14 protein-coding genes are annotated in these 18,494 nt (G+C 70.0%); 7 read left to right on the top strand and 7 right to left on the bottom strand.

Features of this window, described 5'->3' with window-relative positions:
• Window positions 1-8: 8 nt before the first annotated feature.
• Window positions 9-2,018, bottom strand: coding sequence for a TonB-dependent receptor (locus tag ACSQ2B_RS00265; protein ID WP_436046440.1), 2,010 nt, complete (start codon window positions 2,016-2,018; stop codon window positions 9-11).
• A gap of 383 nt (window positions 2,019-2,401) precedes the next feature.
• Between ACSQ2B_RS00265 and ACSQ2B_RS00260 the strand changes: the two genes are divergently transcribed.
• The gene (locus ACSQ2B_RS00260; RefSeq protein ID WP_436046439.1) at window positions 2,402-2,644 is read left to right on the top strand and encodes a hypothetical protein; all 243 of its coding nucleotides are present in this window, start codon (window positions 2,402-2,404) and stop codon (window positions 2,642-2,644) included.
• A 151-nt stretch (window positions 2,645-2,795) separates the two neighbouring features.
• Here ACSQ2B_RS00260 and ACSQ2B_RS00255 read toward each other — a convergent pair whose 3' ends face one another.
• Window positions 2,796-3,260: a hypothetical protein gene (locus ACSQ2B_RS00255; RefSeq protein ID WP_436046438.1), complete on the bottom strand. Its 465-nt coding sequence runs from the start codon at window positions 3,258-3,260 to the stop codon at window positions 2,796-2,798.
• 179 nt (window positions 3,261-3,439) lie between these two features.
• Here ACSQ2B_RS00255 and ACSQ2B_RS00250 point away from each other — a divergent pair, with 179 nt between their 5' ends.
• Window positions 3,440-5,092, top strand: a complete 1,653-nt coding sequence (locus ACSQ2B_RS00250) for a hypothetical protein (RefSeq protein WP_436046437.1) — start codon at window positions 3,440-3,442, stop codon at window positions 5,090-5,092.
• Window positions 5,093-5,160: 68 nt separating this feature from the next.
• On the opposite strand, the gene ACSQ2B_RS00245 is transcribed toward ACSQ2B_RS00250, so the two are convergent.
• On the bottom strand, window positions 5,161-7,107 hold the full coding sequence (locus tag ACSQ2B_RS00245) for a DUF885 domain-containing protein (protein ID WP_436046436.1): 1,947 nt from the start codon (window positions 7,105-7,107) through the stop codon (window positions 5,161-5,163).
• Window positions 7,108-7,297: 190 nt separating this feature from the next.
• Window positions 7,298-8,473: a patatin-like phospholipase family protein gene (locus ACSQ2B_RS00240; RefSeq protein ID WP_436046435.1), complete on the bottom strand. Its 1,176-nt coding sequence runs from the start codon at window positions 8,471-8,473 to the stop codon at window positions 7,298-7,300.
• 377 nt (window positions 8,474-8,850) lie between these two features.
• On the opposite strand from ACSQ2B_RS00240, the gene ACSQ2B_RS00235 reads away from it, so the two are divergent.
• Window positions 8,851-11,388: a TonB-dependent receptor plug domain-containing protein gene (locus tag ACSQ2B_RS00235; protein WP_436046434.1), complete on the top strand. Its 2,538-nt coding sequence runs from the start codon at window positions 8,851-8,853 to the stop codon at window positions 11,386-11,388.
• Between the two features lie 130 nt (window positions 11,389-11,518).
• Window positions 11,519-12,382: a TauD/TfdA dioxygenase family protein gene (locus ACSQ2B_RS00230; RefSeq protein ID WP_436046433.1), complete on the top strand. Its 864-nt coding sequence runs from the start codon at window positions 11,519-11,521 to the stop codon at window positions 12,380-12,382.
• A gap of 126 nt (window positions 12,383-12,508) precedes the next feature.
• On the opposite strand, the gene ACSQ2B_RS00225 is transcribed toward ACSQ2B_RS00230, so the two are convergent.
• Genes ACSQ2B_RS00225 through ACSQ2B_RS00215 form a run of 3 tightly spaced genes read right to left on the bottom strand, consistent with a single transcriptional unit; the run spans window position 12,509 to window position 15,336 of the window.
• A complete protein-coding gene (locus ACSQ2B_RS00225; protein ID WP_436046432.1) occupies window positions 12,509-13,867 on the bottom strand; it encodes an FAD/NAD(P)-binding protein in 1,359 nt (452 codons plus the stop codon).
• 24 nt (window positions 13,868-13,891) lie between these two features.
• Entirely contained in the window at window positions 13,892-14,482 is a 591-nt protein-coding gene (locus ACSQ2B_RS00220) for a malonic semialdehyde reductase (RefSeq protein WP_436046431.1), read from the bottom strand.
• Window positions 14,479-15,336 (bottom strand): LysR substrate-binding domain-containing protein, encoded by an 858-nt coding sequence (locus ACSQ2B_RS00215; RefSeq protein WP_436046430.1) that lies wholly within the window; start codon window positions 15,334-15,336, stop codon window positions 14,479-14,481. The genes ACSQ2B_RS00220 and ACSQ2B_RS00215 overlap by 4 nt, the downstream gene beginning before the upstream one ends.
• Window positions 15,337-15,472: 136 nt before the next feature.
• Here ACSQ2B_RS00215 and ACSQ2B_RS00210 point away from each other — a divergent pair, with 136 nt between their 5' ends.
• From ACSQ2B_RS00210 to ACSQ2B_RS00200, 3 genes are read left to right on the top strand one after another with little or no spacing between them, the layout of a single operon-like run.
• Window positions 15,473-16,282: an ABC transporter permease gene (locus ACSQ2B_RS00210; RefSeq protein ID WP_436046429.1), complete on the top strand. Its 810-nt coding sequence runs from the start codon at window positions 15,473-15,475 to the stop codon at window positions 16,280-16,282.
• 22 nt (window positions 16,283-16,304) lie between these two features.
• Window positions 16,305-17,114: an ABC transporter ATP-binding protein gene (locus ACSQ2B_RS00205; RefSeq protein ID WP_436046428.1), complete on the top strand. Its 810-nt coding sequence runs from the start codon at window positions 16,305-16,307 to the stop codon at window positions 17,112-17,114.
• A complete protein-coding gene (locus ACSQ2B_RS00200; protein WP_436046427.1) occupies window positions 17,111-18,268 on the top strand; it encodes an acyl-CoA dehydrogenase family protein in 1,158 nt (385 codons plus the stop codon). The genes ACSQ2B_RS00205 and ACSQ2B_RS00200 overlap by 4 nt, the downstream gene beginning before the upstream one ends.
• Window positions 18,269-18,494 lie beyond the last annotated feature (226 nt).

Genomic DNA, 18,494 nt, shown 5'->3' with positions numbered 1-18,494 from the left:
CGGCAGGCCTACCGCCGGTACGCGAAGCCGGCCCGCACGGTGCGCGGCGCGGCGTAGCTGGTGACGCCGTCGGCGGTCTGACCCACGGCGAGATCTTCGTCGGCCAGGTTCTCCGCCGCCAGATAGACCTCGGCCCGGGGCGAGACCTTCCAGGCGGCGCGGGCGTCGAGCTGGAGCCCCGCCTTCAGCTTGCGCGAGTTCAGGTCGTCCTCGTAGCGCAGGCTTTCGTAGCGCAGCTCCGCCGAGAGGCGAAGCCGTGTCCGCACCTGCCAGTCGAGACCGCCGGTGGCGGTGAAGGCCGGCGCCTGGGCCGGGCGCTTGCCGGTGAGCTGCGGGGCCCCGTCGCCGCCGTCGACCCGGGCGTGGGTGTAGGCGAAGGCCGTGCGCCAGCTCAACGCCGGGCCGACCACTCCCTCGGCCTCGCCCTCCAGGCCCCAGGCCTTGATCAGGCCGGCGTTCTGGCGTTGGCGCAGCACGCCGCCAGCGGGGATGAAGCCCGCCGTCGGGAAGGTGGCCGGCCCTGCGCCGATGGTGACATTGGTGATTGGGTCGGACAGGCGGTTGTAGAAGGCCGTCGCGCTCCAGCGGACCGCGCCGGACCCGCCGGGGCCCGCGCCGCCCGCCCCCGCCTCCACGCCCGCCAGCCGCTCGGGCTTCAGGGACGGATTGGCCTCGGTGACGTCATTGCCGACCCGGAAGGGCCGGTGCAGCTCGTTCAGCGTCGGCGGCCGAAAGCCGGAATAGGCCGCACCCCGAACCCAGAGGTCCGGGGCCAGGCTGTAGCGCACGCCGAAGCGGGCGGTGGGCATGACGCCGTCCGAGCCGCGCGGGTGCTGGTCGAGGGTCGGCGCGCCGGTCGCCAGATCCTGCTCGTGACGGGTCGCCCGGTCCGCCCGCCAGGCGTCGACCCGCACCCCGCCGGTCACCAGCCAGGGCGCGGCGGTCCAGTCGGCGTCGACGTAGAGACCGGCGACGCTGGTCTCGCCGCCCGCCTTGCGCAGGCGGGTGAAGCCGCCGTTCAGATAGCGGAAGCGCTCGAACTCCACGCCGCGCGACAGCCGGGCGTCCGCCCCGGCCTCCCAGCCAAGGCCCCCGCGCCCGCCCTGCAAGGCGGCGTTCAGGCCGTAGCCCTGGGCCGGGGTGGAATACTGATTGTTCGCGGGCGTCGTCGTGTTGCGGTCGGCGGCGACCGCCACCGAGCTGTTGGAAAAGTCGCTGGCGCGCATCCAGGCCTGCAAACGCCAGCCCGGCGCCTCCGCCTGCCGCGGCCGCGCAAGCGTGAAGGTCGCCGAGGCGCCTGAGGCTTCCGAATAGGCGCCCGCCAGGCCGGAGCCCCGGCGCTCGTTATAGACGCCGAGCCGCGCGGCCCCCTCTGATTCGCCGAAGGCGTGCTGGACGCGAACGGCGTAGGCGGCGGTCCGCAGGTCGAGCGGCCGGTCCACCGCGCCGGCCCGGCCGCCGCGCACGGGCGTATAGCCCGAGCCGCTCTCGCCGCTGGCGGTGATCAGCAGGCCGGGCCCGCCGACCGCCGCCGCGGCCCGATAGGTCGACCGCTCGCCGACGGAGACGTCAAGCGCCTGCACCCCCTCGCCGGCGCCGCGCTCCTGCAGGGCGACGATCCCGGTCAGCGCGCCCGCGCCATAGGATCCCGCGCCGGCGCCCCGGACGATGGTCGCGCCGGCCAGCCCTTCCGGCGGCAGGGCGCTCCAGATCACCCACCCCCCGAACGGATCGTTCTGCGGCGCCTCATCCAGGGTCACCAGCGCCCGCCCCGCGCCGGACGGCGCGATGGCCCGCAAGGAAAGTCCCTGGGTCGTCGGGTTGGCCCCGAGACTGGAGGTCCGCCGGAACAGCGACACCCCCGGCGTATGGGCCAGCGCCTCGTCCAGCCGGGCATTGAGGCGCAGCACCGCCGCCGGCAGGCGCACGACGTCGAAGGCCGCCTCTCCGGCGAGCGGCGCCAACCGCGGCGCATAGACGACGACGGCTTCGGCCTGAGGCGGCAGGCTGGGCGGCATGGCGGAGCGCTCCGAGAATCGAGGACCTTATCTAGACCATGCCGCGCCGGCGCCGGAGACCTGCGCGTGCAAGGGCGTCAGCCTGGTCCGCAACCGCGGCGTCCGGCGCCTTGTGATTCGTCGACAAGGTTCGTTGGCTGCGGATCCCTGCCCCGCCCGCGTCTATGAGACGCCCGCCTCATAGGCTAGGGCGCCCGAATAGGGCGCAAGGCCAAGTTCTCGTCGGGGGCTCGAAATTTGTGCTTGAATATCAAATGGAGGGCTTTCAGCTTCCGGCTCGACGCAGGGCACGTTAGTTCGCCCAACGTCAAAGAGGAACGCCGTGAGGGGGTTGGCAGCAACCTCAATACGGACAGAAAACCTAAATGTTTCGAGTTGCAACTTTGGCGGCAGTGGCCGCCCTCCTCGCCGCCGCTCCGGCGTCTGCGAAATCCATCCACATCTCGACCGCCGGCAAGTCGTCGGATGAGGTCAGGGCGGAGGTCGTGAAGGCCGCCGTCAATCTCTGCCGTGCGGAAGTCGGCGATTCCTCCCTCGCCTACTATCTGCAGGCGCCGTGCGTCCGTTCGACGGTCAAGGCGGCGCTCAAGGCAGGCAACGTCCCGACGGAAGTCGCTTCCCGCTAGACGGGGATCAAGCGTTCGGCCGGCGCCTCACGGCGTCGGCTGCGGCGGCCTGGGTGCGCCAAACGCGCGCCCAGGCTTCCGGGGGCGCCGGCCGGCCTCCCCGTCCTCGCGTTCGTAAGAGGACCGGGCTTTCGCCGGTCGGCAGCGCCCCTCAGGGCTGCAGGCCCATGTCGATATCGCAGCGCTGATCGCGCGCACGCGCCTCGACGACCGTGGCCACCAGGACCGGCGAGGCGCCGGGCTTGGCGGTGTCCAGCACCACATTCAGCGCCCGCCGGCCGGGCGCGTTGCAGAGGGTCTCGCGCGAGGCCAGCCCGCCATCGGCCGCCCAGGCGGTCTTCGCCGGACCGAAGCCTTCCGGCCGCGCGGCGATCGCGTCGAGCGCCGAGCGCCGAACCTCCGCCGGATCTCCCCCCGTCACCGTCACGGCGCACAGGTTGGGAGAGGCCTCGCGGTGGAGGGAGACGTCCTGCCCCTTGCCGTCGACCACCGGCGCCTTGTCGATCACCGCCGCCAGGCAGGCCCCGACGGCCGAACGGGTCTCATAGACCGGGTCCGCGAAGGCCGCGGGCGCAGGCGCCAGGCTTGCAAGGACAACGAAGATCGCCAGGCGCATTCAGGGGCTCCGGATGGACGCTGTCATTGCGATGCCGCGCGAAAGCGGCGCGGGTGTGACGTCGCCCAACCCGCCGAGCCATCGAAAGATTCACCGACCGCAATCTGCGGTTTACCCCTGTGAGCCACTGATAGCGATCGGCTCGGTGAGGTGCGAGCCGCGCGGCGCGGAGGGGGCCTGTGCTGAAATCCTTGCGAGGCGTGCTCGCCGAAACCTCGCCCATCGATCCGACGGCCGCGTTCGGCGCCGCCGACTGCGGCCGACCGGGCGCCCCTGAGCGGCGGGCCTGGGGCCAATGGGCCTGGGCGGCGGCCGCCTGCCTCGTCGTCCTGGTCTCCGTCGCGCCGCTGCTGGTGGTCGATGTGCCTGCGGTGCTCGACTATCCCAACCACCTGGCCCGGTTCTTCATCCTCGCCCACCCGGACGACCCGATCCTGGCGCAGATGTATGCGCCGCGCTGGGCCCTCCTGCCGAACCTCGGCATGGACGTCCTCGGCCGGGCGCTGCTGTCCGTCGTCCCGCCCCATGTCGGCGGCCGCATCCTCCTGGGGCTGAGCCTGCTCGCGCCGCTCGCGGGAGCCGCGCTCTATGCGCGGGCGGCGTTCGGCCGGTGGACCTGGTGGTCGCTGGGGGCCGGAACGATCGCCTTCAACGGCATCTTCTTCCTGGGCTTCATGAACTTCCTGCTGTCGCTTGGCGTCGCGCTCGCCGGAGCCGCGGCGTGGCGCGTCTGCCGGCGCGGACAGCGACCAAACATCGTCGCCTTGACCGGCGCCCTGGCGGCTTTCACCGCCTTCTTCTGCCACCTCTTCGGCTTCGCCTATTTCGCCGTCCTCATTGCGGCCGAGGAAGCCGAGACGCTGCTCCGCTTGCGGAAGGACGGCCAGCTCACCCGGCGACGCATGCTGTCGACCGCGACCCTCCTGGCGGCGGCGCTGGGCCCGACCCTGGCCCTCTACGTGCTCAGCCGACGCCCCACCGAGGACGATGGGCTGGTCTGGTGCTGGCGCGCCAAGGACCTGCAATGGCTTATGCCCTTCATGGGCTACGACCGCTGGGTGACCATCGGCAGCGCCGTCGTCGCCTCCGGCGTGATCGTGCTGATCTGGCGTCGTTCGCGACGCGCCGGAGGGGTCGCCCTGGCGTTCGCGACCCTCATCGTGGCGTTCCTTTTCGCCCCCTTCTCCGCGGCAGGCGGCACATTCGTCGACACCCGTTTTCCGCTGATGGCCGCCTTGCTGCTGTTCGCCGGCCTGACGCCGCAGCTCTCGCGGCGGGCGGCGATGGCCGTCGGGATCGCCTTCGCCCTGCTGATCGTCGGCCGTTCCGCTCACGTGACGACAAACTGGCAGGGCCGCGCCCGCGACCTGGCCGACCTTCGGACGAGCCTGGCCTACATCGAGCCGGGGTCGAAGATCTTGCCGGTCCTGACAGACTGGCCCGTCAAGCCGCCGCCGCGGGACGGACGGGTCCTGCCGAACGTCGCGCCCCTGGACGGACATCTGGGCGCGATCGTCGTCATCGAGCGCCGCGCCTTCTGGCCCCTGCTGTTCGCCGACCCCAGCCAGCAGCCTCTGAGGGTGAAACCGCCCTATGACCAGCTCGCCCAGTCCTTGAACCCGAGGGCGGCGCCCTGGCGATACCTCTATGATGAGCCGCCCCCCACGCTCGGGGTCCAACCATATCCCTGGCTCGCCGATTGGCGGGCGCACTTCGACTACGTCCTGCTCGTGGGACCGAAAGCTCCGCCAGGCCGCCCACCCAGCGGCCTGGTGCTGGTCCGCGCCGGCGAGGCGACGTCGCTCTATCGGATCATTCGGCCGCCGCACTGATCGCGCCGATGAAGGGCCGGCAGGGCGCCTGCCGTCAGCCGATGCGGCGGGCGGGAACTGCTGCGCGATCACCGTTGCAGCAGGGCCTCTCGCATCAGCGGCGGCGGGACCGGGCCCATTTGCATATAGCGCTCATGGAATTCCTTGGCCTGGTAGGCCGGGCCGCGCGCCGCCTTGTAGGCCTCGCGCAGCTCGATGATCGACGACTTGCCGAGGTTGTAGGTGATCGCCTGGGTCGGCCACTTGGAATAGCGGTAGATCGCCTTCTCGGCCCGGTCGAACACCGCCCGCGCGGCGGGATCGCCGGCGGCCCGGCCCCGCGCGCCCGGCACGAAGTCGACGTTGGCGTTGAAGTAGTCGACGGCCTCGTCGTAGCTCATCCGGCCGGTGTGGATGCCGACGTCGACGACGATGCGCACGGCGCGCAGCAGCTGGCCCTGCAGTTCGTAGAGGTGTTCGGCGGGCGTGTAGAAGCCGTGCGGCCGGCCCGGCGCCGGCAGGCTCATCAGCTCTTCGCTGTAGAGCGCCCAGCCTTCGGTGGCCGGGGAATCCCCCCACATGGACGAGGAATCCTCGACCGCGCCGGGCGTGAACCAGCGGATGTTGCTGATCCCTGCGGCGTGCTCGATCATGTACTTGTAGTGCCAGTCGTGCCCCGGGAAGCCCTCGTGCACGGCGGTGTCGGCGACCGAAGCCCGGTTGTTCTCGCGCAGGGCCGCGGCGTCGTTGCCGGTGGGCGTGAGATAGAAGCGCCCGACGCCGGATTTCTTGAACGTCGGGGCCGGATAGTAGGCCGCGTCGATCGCCGCGCGCAGCACCGGCGGGGTCGGGAAGACATCCAGCCGGTAGGTCGCCGGCACGTCGAACAGCTTCTGGTCCCGGCCGTACTGGACCGCCCGCCGGCCGGTGTCGACGTACCAGGCGAGCAGCTCGTCGTCGGTCTTCGGCGAATCCTTGCTGAGATGCTCCATCACCTTGCGGACCGAGGCGTTCTTCTCGTCCAGGCTCCCGAACGGCAGGCCAAGACCGTCCGCCGCGGCGACCTCCTGGGCCACCTCGTACACCTTGGCCTGATAGAGGGCGGTCTGCGCCTTGCCATAGGCGAACAGCTCGCCCGCGCCGCGGGTCTCACGCAGGTTGTTGCGCAGGCGCCATTCGTATTCCGGCTCGCCCGCCGCGAAGCGGTCCTGGCGGTCGCCGGCGGGATAGAGTCCGCGCAAGGCCTCGGAAAAGTCGAGAAACGCCTTCTGCGCCGCTGCACAGACAGGGGTGAGCGCGGCCAGGGTCTTCGCCCGGAACGGCGCCGCGCCAAGGTAGGTCCCCGCCTGATCGACCAGGGCCTTGTGGAAATAGTCGGCGGCGTCACGGGCGGCGACGACCCCGTCGCGCTCGACCATCCGCCAGTCCGGACGATTCCCGCTGGCCGCGCCGGCCTTCAGATTGGCCAGGGCCACCGACAGGAAGCTCGGAATGGCGCGCACCCGCGCGACCACCAGGTCCCATTCCGCCTCCGTCCCCAGACGGCCGCCGGCGAACTCCGTCATCTGCTGCATCTGCCAATCCACGCCGCGGAAGGGTTCGGCGAGATAGGTGTCCACCGCCCGCTCGTGATAGCGGCGCTCCTGCTGGTGCAGCATGAAGCCGACCTGGGCGCGGAGCATCTTCTGGTCGACGCGCTCCTGGCTGCTCAGAGTCGCCGGCGCGATGGCCCGGTCCTCGGCCAGGATCTCACGATAGAAGGCCGCTTCGCGCGCCAGCGCCTCGGGGCGGTAGTCGCGCAGGCGGCCGTTAATGGTCGCCAGCGTCGGGCTGTAGCCGTCGCCGCCGAGATAGGTGGCGCTCACCGGATTGAGCCGCAGCGCTTCCAGGAAATAGCGATCGCGGACCCGTGCGAAGGCGCTCTTCGGCCCAGGCGCCGCCCGGGACGCCGCTTTGGCCGCCGCATCGGTCGCGCGTGGCAGGACGGCGAAGGCGACAGCGGCGGAGGCGCCGCGCAGCAGAAGGCGTCGATCCATTGGTCTTCCTGAGATTTCGGGCGCGGGCGCAGCCCGTAAGCGGCGCCCATTCTCGCCAAAGCGCGGGGTGGAGCAAGCAAGGGGTCACAGGAAATCCCGCGACTTAGGGGAGAATTTTTCCGCCGGACCCGAGCTGTCGGGCGTCTCATGCCTCACGGCGCAACGACCGAGTCTCTGCAACGCCGTTCCTTCAGCCCTTCCAGAGATCGAGATCGTCGTCGCACGACTCGGCCTGCGCCACCGGCGTTCGCCACAAGTCGGGCGCCTGCGCCGCTTCGACGCCGAGTTCGAACGTCCGCTTCATGCTGGGGGTGTCGAAGTTGAGCATGCCGCCGTTTCCGGTGGCGGCCGGCGACGCTGGAATCGACACGACGCTGAGCGGGAGGCTGTGCGCGGCGCAGAAGGTGGTCGCGACGTTCAGGGCCTGGCGATAGGACACCCGCAACATGGTGTCGAAGCTGCGCAACAGGATCGCGCCGACGCCCGGAGGCGTGGTGCTCGGCGCCGGAGCCAGCACGGTGTTGATGATCACATAGATCCGCCCGCGGCGCAGCCGGCGCCCCAGCTTGCGCCAGTGAAGCAGCGCTTCCGGCATGACGAACAGCGGTGCGGACACGCCCCCGTCCACATGCATCTCCTCATACGACACCCCGTCGGCTTCGACCTTGAACCGGCGCGGCGGGAACAGGCCCGGCAGGCTGGCGGAGGCGACGAGGACCTCGCGGAACATCTGGGTCGCGGCCGGTCCGCCGCGCATCGCGATCTCTCCCATGTCCCAGATGCAGGGCGCTTCGCGGTCGATATCCGTCGTCGCGACCAGGAGGCGCCGGCCCAGCCTGTGCTGCTTGGCGACGGCCGCCACCAGTTCGTCGTCCATGAAGGGGTGGACGAGGCTTTCCAGCGCCTTGGCCCGGTAAAGCCCCCCGTCCAGTCCCGCCGCCAGGCTCAGGAGCCCAAAGGATTCCGCCGCATGCCCGCCGGTGTAGGCCTCGCACAGCCGGTCGTCCCACTCCGGTCCCAGGAAGGCGAAGGGCGCGATGAGGGCGCCGGTGCTGACGCCGGTGACGATCGAGAAGCTGGGCCGTCGCCCGGACCGGGTCAGGCCGACCAGCACGCCCGCGCCAAAGGCGCCCCCTGCAGCGCCGCCCGAGATCGCCAGCAGGTCGAAATCGCCGCCCTCCCAGGCTGATCTCGGAATGGAGAGACGATCGGCCGCCAGGTCCAACGAAGCCTCGGCCTGTTCGACGCTGAGCCGCACGCCCTCGAACCCCTTCGGGCTCGCCGTCGGGATCCCAGGCCCTGGCAGCCGGACGCGACGGCCTCGCCAGCCCTTGGGCTCCGCATCCGGTCCTGAAGCATCCACCATGGCTTCTCCGCAACGACCCGACGCCGCAATCCTAGAACGACGCGCAGCGTTTGAAAGGGAACGCTGGCTGGCGGAGAGAGATGCGGCTCGCCCCGCAATCGTGCGGGGCGAGCCGGCTGGCGCGGCCGTAGGCGGTATTCACCGCCTGGCTGCAAGCGGTCATTGGCTAGTGGGCCGGCGTCAAATCAGCAACTGCTGCAATACTGATGTATTTTCCGCAAAAATATATGAGATGATTTCTGGCCTGCAGACACTCTAAACACGAACTCAGTAAAACCGGTTAGACACCACAACGGCGAAAATGTTGCTCAGGTCCGAGTTGATCGCGACCTTCCATTCGGCAGGTCCGGTCTTGAGACGATGGACCCGACCCCCGCATGAGCAACACCCCGACTCGAGCCCTTCGCTGGTTGGCGAGCGCAGCCCCCGTCGCCCTGACGGCCGCCATCGCGTCGGCGGCCCATGCCGAAGACGCCCCTGGCGCGGCGGCGATCGACAGCGCCGCCGTGGCCGAGATCGTGGTCACCGGCCTGCGCGGCCAGCCGCGCAGCGTGACCGACAGCCCGGTCCCGATCGACGTCATCGGTCCAGCCCAGCTCACCGCGACCGGCAAGGTCGGACTGAAGCAGATCCTCTCGTCAGCGATCCCCTCGCTCACCCTGCCCGCCCAGAACGGCGGCGGGACCTCGGCCAGCGTGCCGCCCTACGCCGTCCAGGGGCTGACCGGCGACTACGTCCTGGTGCTGGTGAACGGCAAGCGGCGCCATCCGACGGCGCTGATCAACAACCTGGCGACGCTCGGCGGCGGCTCCACCCCGGTCGACCTCGACTTCATTCCGCAAAGCGCCATCGAACGGGTCGAGTACCTGCGCGGCGGCGCGGCGGCCCAGTACGGCTCCGACGCCATCGCCGGGGTCATCAACATCATCCTGAAGAAGAACGGCGACGGCGGCGGCTCGGAGACCACGGTCGGCCAGTCCTATCGGTCGACCGGCAAGCTGGTGCAGGAAAACCTCGACTGGGGCGCACGTCTGTTCGGCGGCACGATCCACTACGCCCTCTCCGCATTCCAGCAGGGCGCGGCCCCGGCGAACGACAACGCCACGGGCGTCCTCTATCCGCTGGTCGACGGGGCGCTGGACCCGCGCGAGGCGACCGCCGACCGCAAGGCCTTTTCCCGCTCCTATGGCCGTTCGACCCTGAACACGACGGTCAACTTCGCCTACGACTTCACCGCCCCGATCGGCCGCGACTGGGACGTCTACAGTTTTTCGACGATCAGCCGCCGGGTGATCAAGGACGCGCGCGGCGCCTTCCGCCCCGACGACCTCTCGTCCCTGCCCGCCATCTTCCCGGACGGTTTCCAGGCCTACCGGCGCATCCACGAGACCGACTTCCAGGGGACCATCGGCCTGAAGGGCGCCCTCGCCGGCTGGACCTGGGATGTCAGCTCGAGCTTCGGCCGCGATGACGCGCGGCTCAACGCCACCAACACCTTGAACGCCTCGCTCGGCCCCTCGGTCAACCAGACCCGCTTCTACATGGGCAAGCAGGTCTTCGAGCAGTGGACCAACAACCTCGACGCCACCCGCAGCTTCGAGGTCGGCCTGGCCAAGCCGCTCGACGTGTCGTGGGGCCTGGAGCACCGGTGGGAGCAGTTCGCCGAGATCGCCGGCGAGCCCAACTCCTACATCAACGGCGGCTACCAGGTGCCGGACGACGGCACGCCCTTCGGCGACCTCTATCACGGCCGCTTTCCACAGGCCGGCCTGCAGTCCTTCACCGGCACCACGCCGGCCGACGCCAGCACCCACAGCCGCAACAACCTGGCGGCCTATATCGACCTCGGGAGCAATGTGACGGAGGCCTGGTACGTCGGTCTCGCCGCCCGCGGCGAGCACTACGACGACAGCTCCGGCGACTCGCTCAGCGGCAAGGTCTCGACGCGCTACGAGATCCTGCCCCGTCTGGCGGTCCGCGGCTCGGTCAACAACGGCTTCCACGCTCCGTCGCTGGCGCAGCAGTGGTTCTCGACGACCCAGAACACCACCGTCGTGGTGAACGGCCAGGGCGTCTCGGCCCAGTCCAAGTTCCTGCCGGTCGACAGCCCGATCGCCAAGGCGCTGGGGGCCACGCCGCTGCGGCCGGAGACCTCGGTGAACTATTCGATCGGCCTGACGTGGGAGCCGACGAGCCGCCTGCGCTTCACCGTCGACGCCTACCATATCGACATCCGCAACCGCATCGTGAAGTCCTCGCCGAACTTCAGCCTGACCCCGGCCCAGGTCGCGGCGCTGGGTTTCCCGGGCCTGACCTCGGCCCAGTTCTTCACCAACGGCGTCAACACCCGCACCCAGGGGATCGACGTCGTTGCGGAGTACCAGCAGCCGCTCGGCCGCTTCGGCCAGGTGCAGTGGAGCGCCATCTACTCCGGCAGCGGGACCAAGATCACCCGCATCAAGGCCGCGGCGGCCAACTTCAACGCCCTGGCGCAACGTCAGCTCGTCAACCAGACGCCACGATACCGCCTGGCGCTCGCCGGGGACTGGACCCTGGACCGCTGGGACGTCCGGCTCACAAACACCCTCTACGGCCGCTACGTGGAGCCGGTGAACAACACCGTCGACGAGCTCTTCCACCCGAAGTGGGTCACCGACATCGACATCAGCTACAAGGTCTCGCCCAGGGTGAAGATCGCCGTCGGCGCCAACAACCTCTTCGACGTTTTTCCGGACAAGGTCCCGGCTGATATTCTCGCCAAGACCGCGAACGTCGACTCCGTCCTGATCGGCGCCCCGGGCTACACCCTGGCCGGCTACGGCCTGCCGACGAGCGGCGGCGGCGTCTACGGCACCATCGCCCCCTATGGCCTTCTCGGCGGCTTCTACTACGCCCGCATCGGGGTGAAATTCTGATCCGAGAGGTCGGGTCACATCTATTCTCGGACATCATCAGCATCTCGAGAAAAGGGCATTAGATCGCGCAGCTCAAGTCTCTCAGAATTCAGCAGCCCCAAGCCTGGCCGAAGACTGAAGGAGACTTGAGATGAGCGCAGCTGTCCGCGAAAAGACGCCTGAACAGCAGATCGCCGACCTGGAGATCCGCCCCCTGCAACCCACGCTCGGCGCCGAGATCAGCGGCGTCGACCTCAGCCGTCCGATCTCGGACGCGACGCGCGACGCCATCAAGGCGGCCGTGCTGAAGCACAAGGTCGTCTTCTTCCGCGACCAGGCGCTCACCGACGACCAGCAGGCGGACTTCGCCGCCCGCTTCGGCCCGCTCTACACCCACCCCAGCGCCAAGCGGCACGACAACATCGCCCCGCTGCACCGCATCGCCGCGGCCGACTTCAACGCCCGCGAGCTGGTCCCCGACCCGACCAGCGTGGAGTCCGGCTACCACACCGACACCAGCTGGCGGCTGGTGCCGACCTGGGGCGCGGTGCTGCGCGCGGTGAGCGTGCCGGAGATCGGCGGCGACACCATCTGGGTGGACGCCAACCTCGCCTACCAGGGCCTGCCCGACGCGTTGAAGGCGCGGCTGGAGGATCTCCACGTCACCCACGACTTCCGCCACGCACTCGAGCCGCTGGGCCACGACTATCCCATCGTCTCGCACCGCGTCGTGCGCACCCATCGCGAGACCGGGCAGAAGATCCTCTGGGTCAACTTCACCCAGCGGCCGCACATCCTCGGCCTCGACATCGCCGAGAGCAAAGAGCTGCTGCAGACCATCCTCTACCACTACAAGAAGCCGGAAAATCAGGTCCGCTTCTCCTGGCGGCCCGGCTCGGTGGCCTTCTGGGACAATCGCGCGGCCGTGCATTACGCCGTGCGCAACTACGGCGACTTCCCGCGCCTGATGCAGCGGGTGCTGATCGCCGACGAGCCGCTGTACGCGGATCTCTGATCGCACCTTCGGTCGTCATCCCGGACGGCCGCAGGCCGATCCGGGACCCAGGGGCGGCCCCTGGGTCCCGGATCTACGCTGCGCTTCGGCCGGGATGACGCGGATGTTTGGAGGTTCCGCGCCGCCTCACAGAACGGCTTCGCCGACCCCTTGGACCAAAGTCGCCGCGACATCACGCGCGACCCCCGCCGCCTGACCGCGCAGGTCAGGAACCGAGGTCATCTCCCAGAAGGCGCTGCGGGTCAGCGGGCCGACGGCGTAGAGGCCGGGCGTCGCGGCGCCTCCATGGTCGAGCGGGCGCGAGCCCGGGTCGACGTCGAGGCCCAGGCTGCAGACGTCCGGACGGACGAGCCTGCGGCGCAGCAGGGCCTCGATCAGCCGGTCGTCGGCCAGGCGGATCTCGCCGCCATGTCCGGTGCAGTTCACCACCGCATCGACCATCAGGGTCTGCGGCCGGCGGGTCCCACGGGCGCGCCATTCGACCCGCACCTCGTCGCCGACCCGCTCCAGCCGCAGCAGGGTTCCCGCGCCGATCGCCAGCTCGCCGCTCTCGCGCAGGTCCTCGATCTTGTGCGCCACGGGCGGCGCCATGCGATGGCGGTGGACGTCCCACCAGGGGCGCAGGTGGCGCAGGAACTGGCGTCGTTGTGCGAGAGACCATGAGGTCCAGAGGCCGCGGACGGAGCCGCGAACTTCGTCGATCACCTCGCGCCAGTCTCGATCCGCCGACAGACGCCGCGCCTGGCGCAGCACCTCGAGCGGCGATCCGACGACATCGGGGCGGCCGGGCGCCGGCGGCGCCGCGCCATGGCCTCGCGGCAGCAGGCCGCGGCGGGAGATCGCCGTGAAACGGCGGTCCGGGCGGCCGAGCGCAAAAGCCACGTCGACCATGGTCAGCCCGGTCCCGATCAGCAGGACATGACGGCCGAGATCGGCGCTCCCGTCGAACCGCCAAGGATCGGCGACGTAGCGCGGCGACGTGAGCAGTTCGGGGCTGACCGCGGCCGGCGGCGCAGGCGGCAGGGATCCCAGCGCCAGCACCACGGCGTCCGCCTCGATCGTGCGCCCCATCGCCGTATCGATCCGCCAACCGGCCCCCGACGGCCGCACGTCGACCGCTTCGTCGGCCTCCAGCAACAGCCTGTCGACGCCGAAGGCGCCCTGCACGGCGTCGGCCAGCAGGCTCTGCAGATAGTCGCCATAGACGCCGCGGGTGACGAAGGCGCCTGTCGTCCGCTGGCCGTCGCGCTGCGACAGCCAGCGCACGAAATGATCCGGCTGATCCGGCAGGGCGCTCATATTGCCGACGCGGACGTTCAGCAGGTGCTCGGGGTTGTTGGTCGCATAGGCCAGGCCGCGTCCGAATACCCCGCCGCGCTCGATCAGGCGCACCTGAGGACCGTCCGGCGCGGACAGCAGGTGGACGGCGGTCAGCAGGCCGCTGAAGCCTGCGCCGATGATCGCGACAGTGGGACGCTCGGACACGGAGGGACGCCTGGAGACTGAGAGTTACAGAATGCGGCAGACCTCTTCGAACGGCAGCCTGGGCAGCCGCTCGAAGAGGTTTTCCTCGGAGCCGTAGCCGAGGTTGCAGATGAAGTTGGTCCGCCAGCTCGTGTCGGCGAAGAATACGGCGTCCACCCCCTTGGCGTCGAAGCCCGACATCGGACCGCAGTCGAGGCCGAGCGCGCGGGCCGCCAGGATCAGATAGGCGCCCTGCAGGGTCCCGTTGCGGAAGGCGGTCTCCTGAGCGACCGCCGGATCGCCGAACCAGTCCTTCACCCCCGGAGCATGCGGGAAGAGCCGGGGCGCGTGCTCGGCGAACTTCAGGTCATAGGCGACGAGGGCCACCACCGGCGCGGCCAGGGTCTTCGGCCGATTGGCGTTGGAAAGATGCGGGGCGAGCCGGGCCTTCGCCGCCTCGGTCGTCAGGAAGACGAACCGGCCGGGCGACAGGTTGGCCGAGGTCGGGCCCCACTTCAGCAGATCGTAGAGCTCGCGGATCAGCGTCTCGGGGACCGGCTCCGGCCGCCAGCCATTGCGCGTCCGCGCGGTGCGGAAGAGCTGGTCGAGCTCGGCCTCGGAGAACGTCTGGCTCATGATTCACTTTCCGGCTGAAGGTCGATGACGGCCGCGTTCATCAGGTCGGCGAGCCGACTGATGGTGGCATGGGGATTGGCCCGGGTGTGGCGCACGTAGGCGACCTGCGGCAAGCCCGGCAGCAGCTCCGCGGCCTCCCGCGCCAGAGTTCGCTCGGAAAAGACGCGCGTCCGGGCGGTGACGCCCAGGCCGGCGTCGACCGCCGCGCGCAGCACCGAAAGGCTCGGCGTCTCCAGCACCACGCGATAGCGCCGGCCCGACGCGTCGAGCGCCGCGAGCGCGGCGTCGCGGAAGCGGCACGGCTTTTCGAGCACCGCGATCGGCAGCACCTCCTGCTCCACCAGCGCATCCTCGCCGAGCCAGATGGTCGGCGCGACCCGGATGGCGGCGATGTCGTCGGCCGCGCCCATGCAGAGGACGACGTCGAGACGATCCGACGCCAGGGCGTCGAGCAGCTCCTGCGAGCCGCCGACGCGGACCTGCAGTTGGGTGTCGGGGTTCAGCTGAGCGAAGCGGGCGAGGACGCCCGACAGCAGGGTCTCGGCGAAGTCCTGCACCAGGCCGACCCGGGCGGGTCCCGCCAGGGCGTCGCCGGTCAGGGCGGAGACCGCGCGGTCGTTCATCGCCAGGATGTCCCGGGCGTAGGCCAGCAGGGTCTGGCCGGCCGGGGTCAGCACCAGCCGGCGCCCGTCGCGGTGGAAGAGCGGCGCCTGGACGGTGTCTTCCAGCCGCTTCATCTGCAGGCTCAGGGCCGACTGGGTGACGAAGACCCGCTCGGTCGCTCGCAGCATCGAGCCGGAATCGACGATCGCCGCGAAGCTTCGCAGAAGCTCGGTCGGCAGGTTCACGGCCATGGGTCGCGGTCCATCTATGAGAAACTCTAAAGCGTCCCGTCAGGGAATGTCTATTGAACGAGTAGGGATTAGAGGTCTTTCTCGTTCGAGGCAAAGCGCAATTTGCTTGGCCGTGAAGATAGGCGGGAGCCGTTTAGTGTCTCTACTGACGCTTGATAGAAAAGCTGCACCATTCAGTCTCCCGGCCTTCCGCTGGCGCGAAGCGCGCTGGCTCTCGCCCGTAGCCCTTCTGCTGCTCTGGGAGCTCGGCTCGCGCACGGGCGTCATCCCGCCGCGCATCCTCGCCGCGCCGTCCGCCGTGGCGGAGACCTTCTTGCAGATGACGGTGAGCGGCGAACTGCCTGGCAACCTTGCGGTCTCGCTGGCCCGCGCCGCGACCGGCCTGGCCCTGGGGCTGCTGTTCGGCGTGACGTTCGCCCTGATCGCCGGCCTCACCCGCACCGGAGAGACCGCCGTCGATCCGCTGATGCAGATCAAGCGGACCATTCCCGTGGTGGCCCTGACGCCGCTGTTCATCGTCTGGTTCGGGATCGGCGAGACGGCGAAGGTCGCCCTGATCGCCGTGGCCACGGTCGTCCCGATCTACCTCAACCTGTTCGCGGGCATCCGCGGCGTCGATCCGCGGCTGATCGAAGCCGGACGCAGCTTCGGCCTCAGCCAGCGCGAACTGATCGTCCACGTGATCCTGCCGGGCGCCCTGCCCTCCTTCCTGGTCGGCCTGCGCTATTCGACCGGCATCGCCCTGCTGATGCTGGTCGTCGCCGAGCAGATCAACGCCTCGGCGGGCTTGGGCCACCTGATCAACAACGCCCGCGACTTCATGCGCACCGACGTCATCGTCGTCTGCCTCGTCGTCTATGCGTTCCTCGGTCTCGCCGGCGACCTGGTGGTGCGCGCGCTGGAAGCTCGCGCGCTCGCCTGGCGTCCTTCCTTCGTCAAATCCTGAATCCCTTCTTCGGAGGCTTCGCATGGCCCAGCCGCTGATCCGTCCCGCCGCCCCGCAGACCTCGCCCGTCGGCGACACGGCGGTGCGAGTCCGCAACTTCACCCGCCGGTTCGGCGCGGTGACAGTGCTCGAAGGCCTCGACATCGAGATCCGCCGCGGCGAGTTCGTCGCCCTCCTCGGCCGCTCCGGCTCGGGCAAGACCACGCTCCTGCGCACCCTGGCCGGCCTGGATCCGACCGATGGCCAGGACGTCGCCGCTCCGCCCGCCCGGGCGGTGGTGTTCCAGGACGCCCGGCTGCTGCCGTGGAAGAAGGTCTGGCGCAACGTCGCCCTCGGCCTCTCCGGCTCCGACGTCCGCGCCCGCGCCGAGGCGGCCTTGCGCGAAGTCGAGCTCGACCACCGGGCCGACGCCTGGCCGTCCACCCTGTCGGGCGGCGAATCCCAGCGCGCCTCGCTGGCCCGTGCGCTCGTACGCGAGCCCGGCCTGCTGCTGCTGGACGAACCCTTCGCGGCGATCGACGCCCTGACCCGGTTGCGCATGCACGACCTGGTGCTGTCGCTCTGGCGGCGCCATGCGCCGACCGTGCTGATGGTCACCCACGACGTCGACGAGGCGATCGCGCTCGCCGATCGGGTTCTCGTCCTGGAGAACGGGCGCATCTCGGCGGAGGAGCGGATCGAGCTCGACCGTCCCCGCGCCATCGACCACCGGTTCCAGGCCATCCGCTCGCGCCTGCTCGGCAAGCTCGGCGTTGTGCAGCCCATCCCCGAGCCGCCGCCGGCGCACGAAGGCGCGTTGCTGGCCTTCCCGACGGGAGAGGTGGTGGCGTGAACCTGCCGTTCGCGCTCCGACGCCGGGGCGCGGATCTCGAGGACATCCTGCCTGGGCTCACTGCGGCCTTTGCGGCCACGGCCGCGGCGCACGATCGGGACTCGAGCTTTCCGTTCGAAAACTTCACCCAGCTGCATGAGACGGGCCTGCTGGCCCTGACCGCGCCGACGGCGTTCGGCGGCGGCGGCGCGGACCTGGCGACCACGCTCAGGGTGATCGAGGCGGTCGCCCGCGGCGAGCCGGCCACAGCGCTCGTCCTGGCGATGCAGTACATCTTTCACGCCGCCCTTCCCGAATGGCCGGGCGTCCCCGACCACCTGAAGACAAACCTCGTCCGTGACGCCGTCGAGCGGGGCGCGCTGATCAACGCCCTGCACGTGGAGCCCGAGCTCGGCACGCCGGCCCGCGGCGGCCTGCCCGCGACCGTGGCCCGGCGCACGGTCGACGGCTGGCGGCTGAGCGGTCGGAAGATCTACGCCACCGGCGCGCCGGCGCTCAGCTGGATGCTGGTCTGGGCCCGCACAGACGAGGCCGCGCCGCGGGTCGGAAACTTCCTGGTCCCGCGCGAGGCTCCAGGCTGGCGCATCGAGGAGAGCTGGGATCACACCGGCCTGCGCGCGCGCGCCAGCCACGACGTGATCTTCGAGGACACGCCCCTGCTCGACCAATACGCGCTCGCGCCGAGGCCGGCCGGCGCGTCCCCGCCGGCGCTGGATCCCGTCATGGCCGTCTGGGCGCCCGTGTTGACGGCGGGGATCTACCACGCGGTCGCCGTCGCCGCCCGCGACTGGTTCGTCCGCTGCACGGTGGATCGGCGTCCCGCCAACCTCGGCGCTTCGCTCTCCACCCTTCCCCGCTTTCAGGAGCTGGCGGGCGCCATCGACGGCCTGCTGCTGCAGAACCGCACCCTGCTGGACGCCGCCGCTGCGGGACGGCTCGCCCCGGACCAGGGCGGGCTGGTGAAGCATCTGGTCACCGAGAACGCCATCGCCGCGGTCGAGAAGGCCATCGCCGCCACCGGCAATCCGGGGCTCTCGCGCCACAACGACCTGCAGCGGCACTATCGCGACGTCCTCTGCGGGCGCGTGCACACCCCGCAGGCCGACGTCGCCCTGGCCGCCGCCGGCAAGGCGGCCTTCGCCGCCCTGGGCTAGGCGCCCACCAGCATGGCCTGACGACGCTGGCTCGCGACAGCGATGAGCAAGCGACTGGCGTCACGTATTCTTCGACCTAATAGCTGATATTAGTAAATACCAATCTAGCGCCCTACATTGCGCTTATCAGTTAAAGTCGTTTGAGATATCGCTTCATAACAGACGTTATCCCCGCCAACTGCTGGGGTATCTTACGTCTATGCAACGACTTCGCTCTGGAACTCTT

It is taken from the genome of Phenylobacterium sp. LjRoot225, from assembly GCF_964252855.1.
In the GTDB taxonomy this organism is placed as follows: domain Bacteria; phylum Pseudomonadota; class Alphaproteobacteria; order Caulobacterales; family Caulobacteraceae; genus Phenylobacterium.
This window is presented reverse-complemented; position numbering and strand designations above follow the sequence as displayed.